Consider the following 17,374-nt stretch of genomic DNA (forward strand, 5'->3'; position numbering starts at 1 on the left):
TGCCGCTGGACTGACACCGCCCTCGTCCGGGGTTACCAGTGCGGGTTCAGCAGCAGGTCCACCACGCGGTGGGCGGTGGCCGCGTCGCGGGCCGCGGTGAACGGCAGGGCGTTGTCACCGGTGATCCGGAAGGGCTCGCCGGCGAGTGTGAGGTGGGCGCCGCCCGCCTCCTCGACCAGCAGCAACCCGGCCGCATGGTCCCAGGCGGCCTCCCAGGAGAATGCCGTCGCGTCCAACTCACCCCGGGCGACGGCGAGATACTCCAGGCCCGCCGAGCCGCAGGCGCGCGGTGCGACACCGTCGACCCACAGGGCGAACAGCGCACGCTTCTGTGCGTCGGTCGTGTAGTCCGGGTGAGAGGTGGCTATCCGGAGGTCCCGGCCCTCCGCGGGCGGCCCGGCGTGCAGCCGTACGCCGTCGAGGAAGGCGCCCTTCCCCCGTACCGCCGTGGCGAGTTGGTCACGGGCCGGGGCGTAGGTCCAGGAGGCGAGCAGGACGCCCCGGTGGGCGAGCGCGACCAGGGTGCAGAAGCCGTCCTCGCCGCGGACGAACTGGCGGGTGCCGTCGACCGGGTCGACTATCCACACCGGCGCGTCGCCCTGGATCGCCTCGTAGGTCTCCGGGTCCGCGTGCACCGCCTCTTCGCCGACCACGACGGAGCCCGGCAGCAGGGCGCCGAGCGCCCCGGTGAGGTACCTCTCGGCGAGCCGGTCGGCGTCCGTCACCAGGTCGTGCGGCCCGCTCTTCTGGTCGACCTCGTGGTCGGCGAGCCGGCGCCAGCGGGGCAGGATCTCGGTCCGGGCGGCCTTGCGGATGGCGTCCTCGACGTCACCGGCGTGCTGAAGGAGAAACTCGTCGATGGTCTCCGTTGCTTCGATCATGCCTCCATGAGAGCACGCGTCGCTGACAATCCCCGCCGCCTAGATGTACGGCGCATGGAATCCGGACGAACAGGCGGACCTGGTGACGAGGAGGTCACCGACTGCTCAGCCCGCCGTGAGATCACCGTGTTCCGCGCTCCGCCCCGACGGTCACCGTCCCACCGCATACCCCTGCATCCCGCGCGGGTTCGCTCCCGCCGACAGCACCCCGGTCTCCGGGTCCCGCGCCACCGCGCACAGCCGCCCCTCCGACCAGCCGGGCCCGACCGTCACGTCATGGCCGCGCCGCCGCAGTTCCTCCACCACCCCGGGGTCCGTCCCGGACTCGACGGTCACGCTTCCGGGGCGGCGCCCGCGCGGGTGGAAGGAGCTGGGGAAGCTGTCGTTGTGCCAGTTCGGGGCGTCGATCGCGCCCTGGAGGTCGAGGCTGCCGCGAACCTCGCCGCCCAGCGCGACGGCAAGGAAGAAGTGCAGCTGCCACTGGTCCTGCTGGTCGCCGCCGGGCGTACCGAAGGCCAGCACCGGGACCCCGTCGCGCAGTGCGATCGACGGCGTGAGCGTGGTGCGGGGGCGGCGGCCAGGTGTGAGGGAGTTCGGCAGGCCCTCCTCCAGCCAGGCCATCTGGAGCCGGGTACCCAGCGGGAAGCCCAGCTCGGGAACGACGGGGTTGGACTGGAGCCAGCCGCCGCTGGGGGTGGCCGCGATCATGTTGCCCCAGCGGTCGACGACGTCCAGGTGGCAGGTGTCGCCCCGGGTGGTGCCGTCGGCGGCGACCTGCGGGTCCCCCGGGATCTGCGCGACGGTCGGCTCACCGGCGCCCAGCGGGTCGAAGGCGCTGTCCGGCCGGGTCTCCACGCGCGCGTACCCGGGCAGCCGGGGCGCCCGTCCGCCGGGGCTGCCGGGCCGCAGCTCCGCGGAGGCCCTGGCGCCGATCAGGCCCCGCCGCCCGGCGTTGTACGCGTCCGAGAGCAGTTCGGCCAGGGGCACCTCGGCCGCGTCCCCGTACCAGGCCTCGCGGTCGGCCATGGCGAGCTTGCAGCCCTCGATCAGGAGGTGCACGTAGTCGGCGGAGCCATACCCGGGCAGCTCGGACAGTTCGGGCGGCAGCAGGGCGAGCTGCTGGAGGAAGGCCGGGCCCTGGCTCCAGGGGCCCGCCTTGCACACCGTCCAGCCGTTCCATTCGTACGACACCGGGGTCTCGTAGCTCGCGGACCAGCCGGCCAGGTCGGCGGCGGTGAGGGTGCCGGTGTGCCGTTCGCCGCTGGTGTCCATGGTGGGGCGGGCGGCCTGCCGGACCAGGGCCTCGGCGATGAAGCCGGTGCGCCACACCTCGCGGGCCGCGTCGATCCGCGCCTCCCGGTCCCCGGTATCCGCGGTCTCGGCGAGCAGCCGCTTCCAGGTGGCGGCGAGGGCGGGGTTCCGGAACAGCTCACCGGGCCTGGGCTCACGGCCGCCGGGCAGGTACAGCTCCGCCGAGGAGGTCCACTCGGTCTCGAACAGCTCCCGTACGCTCGCCACGGTCGCGCCGAAGTTCTCCACGGGCGGGTGCCCGTGCTCGGCGTACCCGATGGCGTACGCGAGGATCTCGTCGAGCGGCTTGGTGCCATGGTCGCGCAGCAGGAGCAGCCAGGCGTCGAAGGCGCCGGGGACTGCCGCGGCCAGCGGGCCGGTGCCGGGGACCAGGTCCAGGCCGAGCCCCCGGTAGTGGGCGACCGTGGCACCGGCCGGGGCCACGCCCTGCCCGCACAGCACGCGCACCCCGCCGCCGGCCGGAGCGAGCAGGATCGGCACCTCGCCGGCGGGCCCGTTGAGGTGCGGTTCGACCACGTGCAGGACGAACGCGCCCGCGACGGCCGCGTCGTAGGCGTTGCCGCCGTTCTCCAGGACCGCCATCGCCGACTGGGAGGCCAGCCAGTGGGTGGACGACACCATGCCGAAGGTGCCCTGGAGAGTGGGACGGGTGGTGAACTGCATCTCTCACCTCGCTGCTCGCGTGACCGGCCGACCGCCTGGCGGCTACATCGTTTCCCGGTCGCCGTCACGCGAACCCCACCGCTCGCCCTGCTCCTCCTCGTCCTACCCCGCGTCCGAGTCGGGCTTGCTGCGCGCCGCCGCGTACGCCTGGGCCGGTGTCATCGCGACCCCGTTGAGGCTGACCGTCTTGTAGGTGCTGACCTTGGCGCAGGTCTTGGAGTCGTTGGCGGTCGAGGCGTTGGCGTTGGAGACGGCGGCCTTGGTGTCGCCGGAACTGGCCGGGTAGCTGGTGCCGGACGTCCAGTCGCTGCCGATGACCAGGGTCACGCCGGTGCCGGTGCCCTGCTTGATGTGCGAGCTGGGCACGTCCAGGGCCTTGGCGACGGTCTGTGCCTTGGCCTTGTCGCCGCTGCCGTAGGTCACGGTGGTCGTGGTCGCGGAGCTCGGCGCGTTGGCCGTGGTCGTACTGGTGCTGAAGCCCTGCGAGATCAGCGAGGTCGCGATCGCGGAGGCGCGGCCCGTGATGTCGGTGCCGTTCTCGACGGTCACGGCGATCTGGGCGGCGGGTACGGCCGCGGCGGTGGCCGTCGGCTTCGCGGTGGCCGAGGCGGCCGACGACTTCTTGCCCGAACTGGTAGTCAGCGACTGGTCGTTGGCCATGGTGGCGAACAGGTCCTTGGCTCCGTCGCCCACCACCACGCGGTTGCTGTTGGTCGGGTCGGGGGCGGTCTGCATGGTGGTGAAGGTCATCCGCTTGGTGGGGACCTTGTTCACGTCGGCCGCCAGGGAGATCAGCTTGTTCACGCTGCCGAGGCCGTCGTCCACGGTGAGCGCCTTGGTGGCGGCGTCCGCGAGGTTGTAGACCGCGGTGGGGTCGGTGAGCGTGCCCGCGCTCTTGAACTTGCGGATCATCGCGCTGAGGAAGATGTGCTGGGAGACGGTACGGCCGAGGTCGCTGCCGTCGCCGAAGCCGTGCCGGGAGCGGACGAACTCCAGCGCGGCCTCGCCCTTGAGAGTGTGGGTGCCCTTGGACAGCTTGAGGTGCGAGTAGGTGTCGTACACGTCGGAGCTGACGCACACGGAGACACCGCCGACCGCGTCGGACATCTTGACCACGCCCGAGAAGTCCAGCTTGACGAAGTGGTCGATGGGGATGCCGGTGAGCTGGTGGACGGTGTCGACCTGGCAGGAGGGCCCGTACTCGAGGGCGCTGTTGACCTGGCCGTAGTAGCCGGAGGTGGACTGTCCGCTCGCACTGTCCTTGCAGGCGGGCACGTTGACCATGGTGTCGCGGGGGATGCTCATGACCGTGGCGTTGGAGCGGTCGGCGGATATGTGGACGACCATCTCCACGTCCGCGTTGCCGTTGCCGGTCTGTACCCCGGTGGTCTTGCAGCCGCCGCCGAGTTTGCAGTCCTCGGAGCTGGTACGGCCGTCCGAGCCGATCACCAGGATGTTGATCGGGGTGCGGCCGAACGCGTCGGCCTTCTCGGTGCCGCCCTTGCCGTCGAGGGAGACGCTGTTGATGTTGCCGTTCAGGTGCTGGTAGAACCACCAGCCCGCGCCGGCCGTGACCAGGAGCAGGACGGACGTGCACAGGCCGATGATCTTCAGCACCCGTTTGCCGCGGCCCGCCGGCTTGGCCCGTCGGCCTCCCCTGCCGCCGCGGGATCTGGCCGCCTGCCGGGCCGCGGCCCGGCCGGCGGTCGAGCGTGTCCCGTCAGGCAGGGCACCGCGCTGTCCGGGCACCCGGTCGGTGCGGCTCCGCGTGGCCTGGACCCCGGGGCCGTCCCACGGGTCGGTCATGTTCCACTCCCATGAACGGGTCGGGCCCGGGAACAGTACGGTCGTCCCGTACTCGGCGGCGTACGGGCAGGCGTGAGGTGGGCCCACTTGGGTTGCGTGATTGCGCAATCTAACAAACCCACAGCCCTGGCAGCACAGACCCCATCCGATTTCACAGGTGAGTGATCTCATGGAAACGCCCGGGCACGCCCGTGGAACCCCGAAGACGCCTCCGCCGTCAGGGCCGCGTCCCGGTCCGTCCCGGCGCCCTCAGATCCCGGCCTCGCGCAACCGGCGCACCGGCGCGGGGACTTGGTGCGAGCGCGCGGTGAGCTGGCCGACGGTCACCCGCACCACGGTCACGATGTCCGGATCGTCCACATAGTAGATCTGCCGCCGCCCCTCCCGGCGGGACCGCACCAGACCGGCGAGCTTGAGCTTGGCCAGGTGCTGGCTGACCGCGGGCAGGGCGCCGCCGACCCGGTCGGCGAGGCACGTCACATCGCTCTCGCTCTGGGACAGCGCCCACATGAGGTGCAGCCGGGCCGGCGATGCGAGCAGCCCGAACACCGCGGCCGCCTCCGTCAGCACCCCGTCGGAGGGGTCCGTGAAGCCACCGAAGTCCTCCTCCACAGCCCGCTCCCTCCCCTCACAGTCGCCGCACAGAAGCGCACTCAGTGTAGGCGCGCGATCACCGGACCCGGTACGGCCTCCCCGCAATGTCCTCCACGTGTCTGTTCCCCGCATTGTCATGAGCGGGTGACAGATCATCGACGGCTCGGCGTCAGGCGCCTCCGGCACCCGCCGCCGTTCCTAAGCTTGCGCAACAAGGCAACTCAGCAAGGCACCACCCCGTACCGGGAGGACAACGAACGTGGGCATCATCAGCTGGATCATCCTCGGCCTCCTCGCCGGAGCCATCGCCAAGGTCCTGCTGCCCGGCCGCGACCCGGGCGGCCTGATCGGCACCACCCTCATCGGTATCGCGGGCGCCTTCGTCGGCGGCTGGCTCTCCGCCCGCTTCCTCGACCGCCCGGTGGAGAAGCAGTTCTTCGACCTCTACACCTGGGGCGCCGCGATCGCCGGTTCCCTGGTCCTCCTCATCGCCTACCGGCTGCTGTTCGGCAACTCGCGCGAGCGCGCCCGGCGGTGACTCCGGTCACCTTCCGGTGCCGGATGCAGTCACGACATTCCGGAAGTACCGGGACCGCGGCCACACGACATTCCGGATGTACGGGGACGGCCCGCGGACCCTGTCAACAGGGCGTGAACGCCTGCCGCACAGGCAAGGCAACGATTCCGCTTCCACCCCACAGGGACTCGTGTGACACTGGCGTCCCGTCCGCAGTGTGGACACCTCGGCACACCGTCCCCCACGAGAAGTGCGACTTGCGTTCTCTACCACTGCCACTCGCCCTCACCGCGCGCCTGACGCCGGTCGCCGTGCTCGCCTGTGCGGGCTGGGCGATGGCGTCGGGTCCGGACAAGACGTCCGCCACCGCCTCCGGTGACACCCCGACCCAGCAGACGGCCGGCCAGTCGGCGAGCGACGCCCCGTCGTCGTCCGCGACGTCGACGGCGGCCACGAAGACGTACGCTGCCGCGCCCGCGCCCTGCGGCAGCATCCCCGTGGCCACCATCAAGTCGCTGGTGCCGGGCGCCAAGACGGCCGGCAAGGAGATCCCCTCCACGGACACCAAGCTGCGCCGTACCTGCTCCTGGAACGCGCTGAAGGGGTACGACTACCGCTGGCTCGACGTCTCCTTCGAGATCATGGACACGGACGCGGCGGCGGCGAAGGAGTACAAGGACCGGGTCGCGGAGAAGAGCGGCGGCGGTGCCGTGCCGGGCCTCGGCGACAGCGGCTACTCCGTCGTGAACCTCACCACCGAGGACAAGCAGCAGACCCGTGAGGGCGTGGTGATGGCCCAGGTCTCCAACGCGCTGGTGGTCATCACGTACAACGGCAGCGACTTCGAGACCAAGAAGGCGCCGGACACGGACGTGATCAACAAGGGCGCCATCAAGGCGGCGAAGAACGCGGTGACCGCGCTGAAGGGCAGCCAGTAGCCACGGCCCCGGCCGCCCTTCGCGCTCAGGCCTCCTTGGACCCTGTCAGCAGGGTCAGCCCCAGGTAGAGCATCAGGGACGTGCCGAGGCCGACCGCCCAGCCGTAGTCGGCGAGCGAGGACAGGGCCGGGATCGGGCGGCCGTCGATCAGCGGTTTGAAGCTGGCGCCGCCGATGGCGAGGATGCCGCCGACGAGGAAGGCGACGACCGCCCGCCAGTTCCAGCCGCCGTCGTACCAGTAGCGGCCGCCCGTACGGTACAGGTCGGCCAGGTCGAGGCGGGTGCGGCGCAGCAGCCAGTAGTCGGCGATGAGGATGCCGGCGACCGTGCCGAGCAGACCGCCGACCAGGCCGAGCCAGGTGAAGATGTAGCCCTGCGGGTCGGAGTACAGCTTCCACGGGAAGATCAGCACACCGAGCACGCAGGTGATCAGGGCGCCGGTGCGGAAACTGATCTTCCGGGGCGCGATGTTGGAGAAGTCGAACGACGGTGACACCAGGTTGGCCGCGATGTTCACGGACAGGGTCGCGACGAGGACGGTGACCAGGGCGTAGAGCAGTCCGACCACGTTGTCCGTCTTCGCGGCCAGCTGGACCGGGTCCCAGATCGGCTCGCCGTACACGGCCTGGGAACCGGAGGTCACCAGGACCGAGAGGAAAGCGAACAGGGTCATCGTGGTCGGCAGGCCGAGGGCCTGGCCCCAGGTCTGCGCCTTCTGGCTCCTGCCGTACCGGGTGAAGTCAGGGATGTTCAGGCTCAGAGTGGACCAGAAGCCGATCATTCCCATCAACGAGGGCCAGAACAGCTTCCAGAAGTCACCGCCCCAGCCGAGCTTGGAGGGCTGGTCGAAGAGCGGGCCGAGACCGCCGGCCTTGTTGCTCATCCAGACCAGCATCACGACCGCGCCGACGATCACGAAGGGCGCGGCCCAGTTCTCGAAGCGCCGGATGGTCTCCATGCCGCGGTAGATGATGGCGACCTGGAGCACCCAGAAGATCGCGAACGACAGCCACATGGTCCAGGCGTAGCCGCCGATGTGCGAGGCGTTCGCCCAACTGTCGCCGATCAGCTTGCCGGCGAGGAAGTAGATGGCCTCGCCGCCGATCCAGGTCTGGATACCGAACCAGCCGCACGCCACCAACGCCCTTACGACAGCGGGCAGGTTGGCGCCGCGCACGCCGAAGCTGGCACGGGCGAAGACCGGGAAGGGAATGCCGTACTTCGGTCCGGCGTGTCCGGTGAGCAGCATCGGGACGAGGACGATCAGGTTGGCCAGGGCGATGGTGAACACGGCCTGTTTCCAGTCCATGCCGACCGCGATCAGTCCGGAGGCCAGGGTCCAGGACGCCGTATTGTGGGCCATGCCGACCCAGAGCGCGGAGAAGTTGTACGTGGTCCAGATGCGCTTCTCGACGGGGACCGGCAGCAGGTCCTCGTTGGCGTACGGACCGGTCGGCGGCGGGGAGCCCGGGGTGAGCTCGACGCGCCCGTCGGAGGTGGTGACTTGGCCGGACGGCGGTATGGCCGTGGGAGCGGTGTCGGTCATGGGCAGGCCAATCGGGAGGAGACGGGACGGGAGAAAGGCCGTGCGGGTGGCGTCGAGGGGGGATGCGAGCGGGGGGTGTGCGGGGGGACCCCTTCCCGGGACGGCGAAAAGGGGGAGATCAACTGTGGTGCGGAGGTCAGCCGTTGACGGCCGGGATGACCTTGCTCCCGTACGCGTCGATGGTGGCTTCCTGCGCGTCGTGCATGTCGTAGACGGCGAACTGGTCGACGCCCAGCTCGCGCAGCGCGTTCAGCTTCTCGATGTGCTTCTCCGCCGGTCCGATGACGCAGAACCGGTCGACGATCTCGTCGGGTACGAACTCGGTGTCGGGGTTGCCGCTGCGCCCGTGGTGCGAATAGTCGTACCCCTGGCGGGACTTGATGTAGTCGGTGAGTTCATCGGGGACCTGGGCGGAGTGCTCGCCGTACTTGGCGACCAGGTCGGCCACGTGGTTGCCGACCATGCCGCCGAACCAGCGGCACTGGTCGCGGGCGTGCGCCAGGGCCTCGGGCGAGTCGTCCTCGGTGACATAGGCGGGGGCGGCGACGCAGATGGTCACCTCGGACGGGTCGCGTCCGGCGGCGGCCGCCGCGTCCTTCACCGCCTTGACCATGTACTCGGTGAGGTAGAGGTCGGAGAGCTGGAGGATGAATCCGTCGGCCTCCTCACCGGTCATCTTCAGAGCCTTGGGCCCGTACGCGGCCATCCAGACGGGGAGATGGGCGTCCGGCTTGATCCAAGGGAACCTGATCGCCGTGCCGTCGCCCAGGTCGGCCTCGCCCCCGCTGCCGAGGGCGCGGATGACCTTCATGGCCTCGCTGATCCGGGCGAGGGTGTTGGGCTTGCGTCCGGCCACCCGCATCGCGGAGTCGCCGCGGCCGATACCGCAGACGGTGCGGTTGCCGAACATGTCGTTGAGGGTGGCGAAGGTGGAGGCGGTGACCTCCCAGGTGCGGGTGCCCGGGTTGGTGACCATCGGCCCGACCCTCAACTTCGTGGTGTTGGCGAGGATCTGGCTGTAGATCACGAACGGCTCCTGCCAGAGCACGGCGGAGTCGAAGGTCCAGCCGTACGAGAAGCCGTTGCGTTCGGCCCGCTTCATCAGGCTGATGACCTTGGAGGCCGGCGGGTCGGTCTGCAGGACGAGTCCGAAGTCCATGGGCGCCACTCCTAGTTGAGGTACTGACAGGTGGAGCGCGGGGTGTAGACGCCGTGCCCGGCGTGGCCGGTGTACTCCCGCTCGGTGATGACGGGTTCGCCGCGCGAGAGGACCGTCTCGACCCGGCCGGTGAGCCGCTTTCCCTCGTACGCCGAGTAGTCGACGTTCATGTGGTGGGTCTCGGCGGAGACGACCTGCTCGGCATGCGGGTCGTAGATGACGACGTCGGCGTCGGCACCCGGGGTGATGGTGCCCTTCTTCGGATACATCCCGAACATCCGGGCCGGGTTGGCGCAGGCGATCTCGATCCAGCGGCGGCGCGAGATGTGCCCGTCGACGACGGCCTGGTGGAGCAGGTCCATCCGGTTCTCGACACCGGGCAGGCCGTTGGGGATCTTCGAGAAGTCCCCGCGGCCCAGCTCCTTCTGGCCCACGAAGCAGAAGGGGCAGTGGTCGGTGGAGACCACCTGGAGGTCGTTGGTCCGAAGGCCCTGCCAGAGCTTGGCCTGGTGCTCCTTGGGGCGCAACGGGGTCGAGCACACGTACTTCGAGCCCTCGAAGTCTGGCTCGGCGAGGTTGTCCGTCGACAGGAACAGATACTGCGGGCAGGTCTCGCCGAAGACGGGCAGCCCCTCGTCACGCGCCCGCGCCAGCTCGGCCACTGCCTCCATGGCCGAGACGTGTACGACGTACAGGGGCGCTCCGGCGACCTGCGCGAGCCTGATGGCCCGGTGGGTGGCCTCGGCTTCGAGCAGGGCCTTGCGGACCTCCCCGTGATAGCGGGGGTCGGTCTCGCCGCGGGCCAGCGCCTGCTCCACCAGCACGTCGATGGCGATGCCGTTCTCGGCGTGCATCATGATCAGGCCGCCGTTCTCGGCAGAGCGCTGCATGGCGCGCAGGATCTGGCCGTCGTCGGAGTAGAAGACGCCGGGGTAGGCCATGAACTGCTTGAAGGAGGTGACCCCCTCCTCGACGAGCAGGTCCATCTCCTTGAGCGTCTCCTGGTTCACATCGGAGACGATCATGTGGAAGCCGTAGTCGATCGCGCAGTTGCCCTCGGCCTTGGCGTGCCAGGCGTCGAGCCCCTCGCGCAGACCGTGTCCGACGCTCTGCACCGCGAAGTCGACGATCGTCGTCGTACCGCCCCAGGCGGCGGCCCGGGTGCCGGTCTCGAAGGTGTCGGAGGCGAAGGTGCCGCCGAACGGCAGCTCCATATGGGTGTGGGCGTCGACACCGCCCGGGATGACGTACCTGCCGGTGGCGTCGATGGTCCGCTCGGCGGTGAAGGCCTCGGCGGCGGGGGTTGCGGAGGCGGCGAGGGCGGCGATACGGCCGTCCTCGATCAGGACGTCGGCGTGGATCTCGTCGGACGCGGTGATGACGAGACCGCCGCGGATGACGGTACGGCTGCTCATTCTCCCTCTCCTGCCGTGCTCGACACTGGTGTGGTTACGGGGCGGTGATCGGGGCGTACGCGTCCGGGCGGCGGTCCCGGAAGAACTGCCAGCGGTCGCGGACCTCGCGCAGCTTGGCCAGGTCCAGGTCGCGGACGACGAGTTCGGTCTCCTTGTCGGAGGCCACCTCCCCCGCGAACTGGCCCTCCGGGTCCACGAAGTACGAGGTCCCGTAGAAGTCGTTGTCGCCCAGCTCTTCCACGCCGACCCGGTTGATCGCGCCGACGAAGTACTCGTTGGCCACGGCCGCCGCCGGCTGCTCCAACTGCCAGAGGTAGCGGGAGAGTCCGCGTGAGGTGGCCGACGGGTTGAAGACGATCTCCGCACCGCCGAGGCCCAACGCCCGCCAGCCCTCCGGGAAGTGCCGGTCGTAGCAGATGTACACGCCGATCTTCCCGACAGCGGTCTCGAAGACCGGCCAGCCGGCGTTCCCCGGACGGAAGTAGAACTTCTCCCAGAATCCCGGAACTTGGGGGATGTGGTGCTTGCGGTACTTGCCGAGGTACGAGCCGTCCGCGTCGATCACGGCCGCGGTGTTGTAGAGGACGCCGGGCTGCTCCTCCTCGTACACCGGCAGGATCAGGACGATGCCCAGCTCCCGGGCGAGGGCCTGGAAGCGCTGGACGACCGGGCCGTCCGGTACCTGCTCGGCGTACTCGTAGAACGCCTTGTCCTGGACCTGGCAGAAGTAGGGTCCGTAGAACAGTTCCTGGAAGCACAGGACCTGGGCGCCCTGCGCGGCCGCGTCGCGGGCCGCCTGCTCGTGGACCTGGATCATCGACTCCTTGTCGCCGGTCCAGGCGGTCTGGAACAGGGCGGCACGAATCACTCGGCTCATCGGGACCTCCGGTCGCTCGGTGTGCGAGGAGCCTAGAAAGTCCGAAAGCAGGCTTTGAGTGCCAGCGTGTCACGTCTGCGGGCGTTCCGCGTGTCACCGTGTCACGTGGTCGTCGGCTCATGTTTCACCGCCGTTTTCCCAGGTCGTCGCATGTTTCACCCCTGTTGCGCGTCATGTGCGAGGAGGGCGATGTGCACGGAGGCCGCCTGTTCGAAATCGTCGAGGTCGACGCCGAGCCGGGCCTGTATCGCCTCCAGGCGGCGGTACAGCGCGGGCCGCGAGACATGGTGCAGCTGGGCGGTGCGGGACTTGTTGCGCCCGGTGGCGAGATACGTCCGCAGGACGCCAAGGAGGTCCTGGTCGGTACCGACCGGACACAGCAGCCCGTCCAGCTCGCGCTCGGCGAAGGCCTGGACGTGCGGGTCGTCCCGGAGCAGCCGGACCAGGCCCCGCAGGTGTACGTCCCTGAGCCGTACGACGGGCGGCAGGTCGAGGACGGCCGAGGAGTCGGCGACCGCGTCGGCCACGTGCTGGGCCTCGCGGAGGCCGGCGGGCACATCGTCCCAGGCGATACGGGGGCCCGCTGCGGCGACCACCGTCTGCGGCTCCGCGGACTCGCCGTGCAGCCGGACGGCGAAGTGCGTGGCGAGGGCGTCGGCATCCTGGTCGCGGGCGAGGCTGAGCAGGACGGCGGTGACGCCTTCGGCGAGCTCGGCGACAAGTCCGGGCAGCCCCAACAGGCGCAGGACTCTGTCCAGTTGGACCGGTTCGGCGTCCCGTACGACAAGAGGGACAAAAGTCCGGCGGTTGACCGGCAGTCCGGCCGCCCGCGCCCTGGGCAGCAGCTGCCGTGCCGGTACGACTCCGGAGACCAGGTCGGTGAGCAGGCTCTGCGCGGACTGCTCCTCCCAGCTGTGGGCGGAGCCGCCGCCGAGCATGCGGTGCAGGACGAGGGCCTCGGCGCCGCGGTCGGCGAGCAGCCGCCCGGTGGCGCTGTCGCCGCGGTATCCGCAGAGCATGATCTGACCCCAGCGCTCCCCTCGGCCGCCCAGCTCAGCGCGGATCCAGCCGTCGCCCTCGCCGCCGCCGGCCTGTCGGGCGATGCGCTCCCAGTCGCGCAGCACGTCGTCCACGGCCGACCGCTCCCCCGCGGTGGCGAGGACCCGGTGCGCGAGGTTGGTGACGACGACCGGGCAGGCGCTGTGCACGGCGACCTCGTCGAGGAGGCGTTGCAGGGGGGCGCCGGCGGTGATGAGGCCGGTGAGGGCGGTGCGGACCGACTCGGAGAGGCTGACGGCGGCGAACTTCCGCCGTACGAGCCGGGACTGGACCTCCTCGGTCAGTTCGGCGAAGGGGAAGGGACGGTGCAGGACCACCAGGGGGAGGCCGCAGCGGTCCGCCGCGCGGCGCATGGCGTCGGGTGGGGACGGGAAGGCGCGGCCGAGGCCGAGGACGACCGCGGCGGCCTCGGCCCGGTGCAGGGACTGGATGTATTCGGCCTGCTTGTGCGCGTCGCCTGCCAGCAAAACGCCGGTGGTGAGGACCATCTCGCCGCCGGTGAGCATGACGCCGACGTCGGGGGCCTCGGCGACGTGCACCCAGCGGACGGGGCGGTCGAGGTGCGCGGCGCCGGCGACCACCTCGGGGTCGCCGGCCAGGACCCGTTCCAGGGAGAGCACCTGACGGACCGACAGTATGGGGCTGTCCGTGGTGGTGGGGGGATCCCAAGTGGCGGTCATCTTGCGTGGTCCCTTGGTTGGGTTCTGTGCGTTCGTAGCCTGCGGTCCGGCGGGGGCTGGCCGCGCCCCTTACGGGGCGCTCCAGTGCGGGGCATCTACCAGGGACCCCTGCTCACAGGAACTCCCTAGTAAGCGCTCCTCAGCGCCTGTTCCAGGATCGTCGCGCCCTCTTCCGCCTCTGCCACCGTCAGGGACAGCGGGGGCGCGATACGCAGCGCGCTCGTGTTGTGGCCGCCGCCCTTGCCGATCAGGAGACCGGCCTCGCGCGCCGCCTCCAGGACCGTCGACGCGGACTTCGGGTCGGCCTCGTCCGTGCCGGGTTTGACCAGTTCGACGCCGATCATCAGGCCGCGACCCCGGACCTCCCGTACACCGGGCAGCTGGGCGGCGACGGCGCGGAGGCGTTCGATGAGGAGGCCTCCCACCCGGCGGGCGTTGCCCTGGAGGTCGTGGTCCAGGAGGTACGACAGGTTGGCGAGGCCCGCCGCCATGGTGATCTGGGTGCCGCCGAACGTCGAGATGCTGTTGGAGTCCAGGCAGTTCATGATCTCGGAGCGGGCGATCACCCCGCCGATGGACATGCCGTTGCCGATGCCCTTGGCGAAGGTGACGATGTCCGGCGGGCCGCTCTGGGCGTGCGCCTGCCAGCCCCAGAAGTGCTCGCCGGTGCGGCCCCAGCCGGTCTGCACCTCGTCGGCGATCCAGAGGATGCCCTGCTCCTGGAGGACCTTGCGGAAGGCCGCGTACAGCCCGTCGGGCGGGGAGGTGAAGCCGCCGACGCCCTGGATGGGCTCGGCGATCAGCGCGGCCGGCGGGCGGGTGTGACCGAGGAGGTCGCGAAGGTCGTCGACGCAGGCCGCGATGAAGTCACGGTCGTTCAGCTCGGCGAACGGGCCGCGGGTGCGGACGCCGCCGTGGACGTACAGCGTCTGGAGCGGTGAGAGGGAGGTCGGGGACCAGCCCTTGTTGCCGGTGATGCCGACGGCGCTGAAGGAGCGGCCGTGGTAGCTGTTGCGCATCGCCAGGATCGTGTTGGTCCGGCGGTATGTCGTCGCGAGCAGCAGGGCGGTGTCGTTGGCCTCGGTGCCGGAGGTGGTGAAGAACACCCGGGCGTCCGGGATGCCGCTAAGGTGGGCGACGCGCTCGGCCAGTTCGACCATGGGGCGGTTGAGGTAGAGCGTGGAGGAGTGGATGATCCGGCCGGCCTGCTCGCTCACCGCCTTCGTCACCTCGGGGAGCGCGTGCGCGGTCATGGTGGTGAGGATGCCGCCGAAGAAGTCGAGGTAGCGGTTGCCGTCGGCGTCCCAGACATGGCGGCCCTCGCCGTGGGTGATCTCGAGGGGCTCGTCGTAGTAGAGGGCCAGCCAGTCGGGCAGGACCTGGCGGTGGCGGGCGAAGAGGTCGTTCACGGCTGTACCAGCCCTTCGTAGGCGTCGGGACGGCGGTCGCGGTAGAAGGCCCACTGCTGCCGTACTTCTTCGATGAGGTCGAAGTCGAGGTCACGGACGACGAGTTCCTCGCTCTTGTCGCTCGCGACCTCCCCCACGAACTGCCCACGTGGATCGACGAAATAGCTCGTGCCGTAGAAGTCGTTGTCCCCGTAATCCTCCTGGCCCACCCGGTTGATGGCCGCGACGAAGTACTCGTTGGCGACGGCGGCCGCGGGCTGCTCCAGTTGCCAGAGGTAGGCCGAAAGGCCGCGCGAGGTGGCCGACGGGTTGAAGACCAACTGGGCTCCGTTGAGACCGAGTTGCCGCCAGCCCTCCGGGAAGTGGCGGTCGTAGCAGATGTACACGCCGACCTTGCCGACGGCGGTGTCGAAGACCGGCCAGCCGACGTTGCCGGGCTTGAAGTAGTACTTCTCCCAGAACCCCTTGACCTGGGGGATGTGGTGCTTGCGGTACTTGCCGAGGACGCTGCCGTCGGCGTCGATCACGACGGCGGTGTTGTAGTAGAAGCCGGACTGCTCGACCTCGAAGACCGGGACGACGATCACCATGCCGGTCTCGCGGGCCAGCTCCTGCATACGACGGACCGTGGGGCCGTCCGGGACCGGCTCGGCCCAGCGGTAGTGCTCGGGTTCCTGGACCTGGCAGAAGTAGGGGGCGTTGAAGACTTCCTGAAATCCGATGATCTTCGCACCCTGGCGGGCCGCCTCGCGGGCGTACACCTCGTGTTTCGCCACCATGGACTCGGTGTCGCCGGTCCAGGTGGCCTGGACCAGAGCGGCGCGTACGACGTTGGCCATGAGCTGCTCCTTCTACGCCCGTAGAGGGTCGAAAGTAAGCCTCCTCGGAGTCCTTGCCAAGACCATCGTCGTTAAGCCGCCGAGTCGATCTCGTTTCTTACCTGGCTGGCGGATGCGGGGCCAATTCGCGCGTCCGTCAGGAACTGAGGCCCGCCACCCGCAGGGCGTGCAGCAGGTCCCAGTGGCGTTGGTCCGAGATCGCCTGGGCCGCGCCGAGGAGCAGCGGAACCAGTCGGTGCGGGTCGGGTTCCGCGCTGTGCGCCGCCTCTTCCGGGCTCCTGACCTCGACGTAGGCGTCCAGCAGGGCCCGGGCCTCGCGGTGGCGGCCCGCCGTGTCCAGGGCGAGGACGGCCTCGCCGATCTCGGTGGCGGGGCGGGCGATGCCCTGGCGGAGGATCTGCCGGCCGTCGGCGGTCCGGCCCGCGGCGGTCAGGGCGTCGGCGGCCGCCACCAGCCGGTCGGGCGGCAGCCAGGCGGCCTCCCACAGCAGCGTGGCCCAGTCGGCGCCGAGCCCGGTCCGCTGAAGGGCTTCCGCGAGCAGGGGGAACCGGGCGGCGGGCCACCGAGCGGCCTCGGCCAGGAGTGCGTGCGCCTCGCCGGTGCGGCCCTCGGCACGCAGCCGTTCGAGCCGCTGCACGGCCCCCGTCACGGCCCGTCCCGCCTCCTCGTCGGCCTGCTCCGCAACCGGCTCCGGCCGCACCGGCGCCTCGGCGGCCCCGGCGAACCGGGCCCCGCGGGGGGTGTCACGGCCACCGGGAGCCGCGGGTACGGCCACCTCCGGCGTCTGCGGTACGGCGGTGGGCGCGGCCTCGTCCTCCGCCATCCCGGCGAACCGGGCGCTGCCCCGCCGCCGCTTGCGCTGCTTGGTGGGGGCGGGAGCGGGGGCGGCCTCCGGGGCTTCGGGCGGCTCCGGGACGGGAGCCGGCGCGGCTGCTGCGTCGTCGGGCGTGAACCCGCTCAAGCGGCCGTGCGTCGGGGTGCCGGTCGCGGACACGGACACGGGCACGGTCGCCGCCGGTTGGGCGGCCGGGCCGGGGGGCAGTGGTCCCAGCTCGGCCTGCTGCTCCATCCTCCCCATCCGGGCCCGGAGTTCGGCGCACCGGGCGGAGGCCCGTTCGTGGTCGTCGCGGGCCCAGGCGAGGTCGATACCGAGGGACTCGGCCTCCTCACGGGAGCGTGCGGAGTCAAGCGCGTGGCCGAGCTGGGCCAGCCGCTCGGCGGCGTAGCGCTGTTCACGGAGCATGACGTCGAGGCGGTCGCTCAGGTCCTCCCGGGCGCCCGGCCGGGCATCGTACGCGGCGAGGGCGCTGGTGTGCAGCTGCCGGGCCTGGTCGGCCGCACGGGCGGCGGCCTCGGGGCCGTAGGCGGCCGCGAGATCCTGGAGAAGCGCCTCCATGACGTCCCAGGGCGGGACCTCCCGCCCGCCGAGGCAGGCCTGCATGCCGTCGGGGTCGCGCTGCCAGAACACCGCGCACCAGCCGGCGCCCTGGTCCAGGCGTGCCAGCAGGCCGTTGAGGTAGTTCGCGAACTCCCGCACCCGGCCGGGGAGATGATCCACAGTCATCGCTCCACTCCCGCCCGACCGGAACACTCCGGCTCCGTAGGCAACACCAGTTGTGTTACGGGGCTGCTACGGGGAGTTTTCAGTGGGCGCGCAGAGCTCTCATTACGGGATCTTGA

14 protein-coding genes are annotated in these 17,374 nt (G+C 70.5%); 2 read left to right on the forward strand and 12 right to left on the reverse strand.

What is annotated here, in order from left to right; translation table 11 throughout:
* Positions 1-32 precede the first annotated feature (32 nt).
* The 4 genes from ACZ7OO_RS37675 to ACZ7OO_RS37690 form a co-directional block, all read right to left on the reverse strand.
* Positions 33-881, reverse strand: coding sequence for an inositol monophosphatase family protein (locus ACZ7OO_RS37675; protein ID WP_471511974.1), 849 nt, complete (start codon positions 879-881; stop codon positions 33-35).
* A 150-nt stretch (positions 882-1,031) separates the two neighbouring features.
* Positions 1,032-2,855 (reverse strand): gamma-glutamyltransferase family protein, encoded by a 1,824-nt coding sequence (locus ACZ7OO_RS37680; RefSeq protein WP_471511975.1) that lies wholly within the window; start codon positions 2,853-2,855, stop codon positions 1,032-1,034.
* A 102-nt stretch (positions 2,856-2,957) separates the two neighbouring features.
* Positions 2,958-4,661 (reverse strand): LCP family protein, encoded by a 1,704-nt coding sequence (locus ACZ7OO_RS37685; protein WP_471511976.1) that lies wholly within the window; start codon positions 4,659-4,661, stop codon positions 2,958-2,960.
* A 249-nt stretch (positions 4,662-4,910) separates the two neighbouring features.
* Positions 4,911-5,273, reverse strand: a complete 363-nt coding sequence (locus ACZ7OO_RS37690; protein WP_471511977.1) for an ArsR/SmtB family transcription factor — start codon at positions 5,271-5,273, stop codon at positions 4,911-4,913.
* 241 nt (positions 5,274-5,514) lie between these two features.
* Here ACZ7OO_RS37690 and ACZ7OO_RS37695 point away from each other — a divergent pair, with 241 nt between their 5' ends.
* Both ACZ7OO_RS37695 and ACZ7OO_RS37700 read left to right on the forward strand, forming a co-directional pair.
* Positions 5,515-5,793, forward strand: a complete 279-nt coding sequence (locus tag ACZ7OO_RS37695; RefSeq protein WP_352224261.1) for a GlsB/YeaQ/YmgE family stress response membrane protein — start codon at positions 5,515-5,517, stop codon at positions 5,791-5,793.
* A gap of 236 nt (positions 5,794-6,029) precedes the next feature.
* On the forward strand, positions 6,030-6,710 hold the full coding sequence (locus ACZ7OO_RS37700) for a hypothetical protein (protein ID WP_471511978.1): 681 nt from the start codon (positions 6,030-6,032) through the stop codon (positions 6,708-6,710).
* 25 nt (positions 6,711-6,735) lie between these two features.
* On the opposite strand, the gene ACZ7OO_RS37705 is transcribed toward ACZ7OO_RS37700, so the two are convergent.
* The 8 genes from ACZ7OO_RS37705 to ACZ7OO_RS37740 all read right to left on the reverse strand — a co-directional run bounded on the left by ACZ7OO_RS37705 (position 6,736) and on the right by ACZ7OO_RS37740 (position 17,258).
* Positions 6,736-8,256 (reverse strand): NCS1 family nucleobase:cation symporter-1, encoded by a 1,521-nt coding sequence (locus tag ACZ7OO_RS37705; RefSeq protein ID WP_471511979.1) that lies wholly within the window; start codon positions 8,254-8,256, stop codon positions 6,736-6,738.
* 136 nt (positions 8,257-8,392) lie between these two features.
* Entirely contained in the window at positions 8,393-9,415 is a 1,023-nt protein-coding gene (locus ACZ7OO_RS37710) for a TIGR03842 family LLM class F420-dependent oxidoreductase (protein WP_471511980.1), read from the reverse strand.
* A gap of 11 nt (positions 9,416-9,426) precedes the next feature.
* Positions 9,427-10,830 carry a dihydropyrimidinase gene (gene hydA, locus ACZ7OO_RS37715; RefSeq protein ID WP_471511981.1) on the reverse strand — a complete coding sequence of 468 codons (1,404 nt, stop codon included), beginning with the start codon at positions 10,828-10,830 and terminating at the stop codon, positions 9,427-9,429.
* Between the two features lie 34 nt (positions 10,831-10,864).
* Complete coding sequence (locus tag ACZ7OO_RS37720; RefSeq protein ID WP_471511982.1) at positions 10,865-11,707, reverse strand: nitrilase-related carbon-nitrogen hydrolase; 843 nt, start codon at positions 11,705-11,707, stop codon at positions 10,865-10,867.
* Positions 11,708-11,862: 155 nt separating this feature from the next.
* Positions 11,863-13,446, reverse strand: a complete 1,584-nt coding sequence (locus ACZ7OO_RS37725; RefSeq protein ID WP_471511983.1) for a PucR family transcriptional regulator — start codon at positions 13,444-13,446, stop codon at positions 11,863-11,865.
* A 125-nt stretch (positions 13,447-13,571) separates the two neighbouring features.
* Positions 13,572-14,855: an aspartate aminotransferase family protein gene (locus tag ACZ7OO_RS37730; protein ID WP_471511984.1), complete on the reverse strand. Its 1,284-nt coding sequence runs from the start codon at positions 14,853-14,855 to the stop codon at positions 13,572-13,574.
* Entirely contained in the window at positions 14,852-15,694 is an 843-nt protein-coding gene (locus ACZ7OO_RS37735) for a nitrilase-related carbon-nitrogen hydrolase (RefSeq protein WP_471511985.1), read from the reverse strand. Before ACZ7OO_RS37735 ends, ACZ7OO_RS37730 begins: the two co-directional genes overlap by 4 nt.
* Positions 15,695-15,830: 136 nt before the next feature.
* Positions 15,831-17,258, reverse strand: coding sequence for a hypothetical protein (locus tag ACZ7OO_RS37740; protein WP_471511986.1), 1,428 nt, complete (start codon positions 17,256-17,258; stop codon positions 15,831-15,833).
* Positions 17,259-17,374 lie beyond the last annotated feature (116 nt).

It is taken from the genome of Streptomyces sp. NPDC111744 (genome assembly GCF_055634995.1).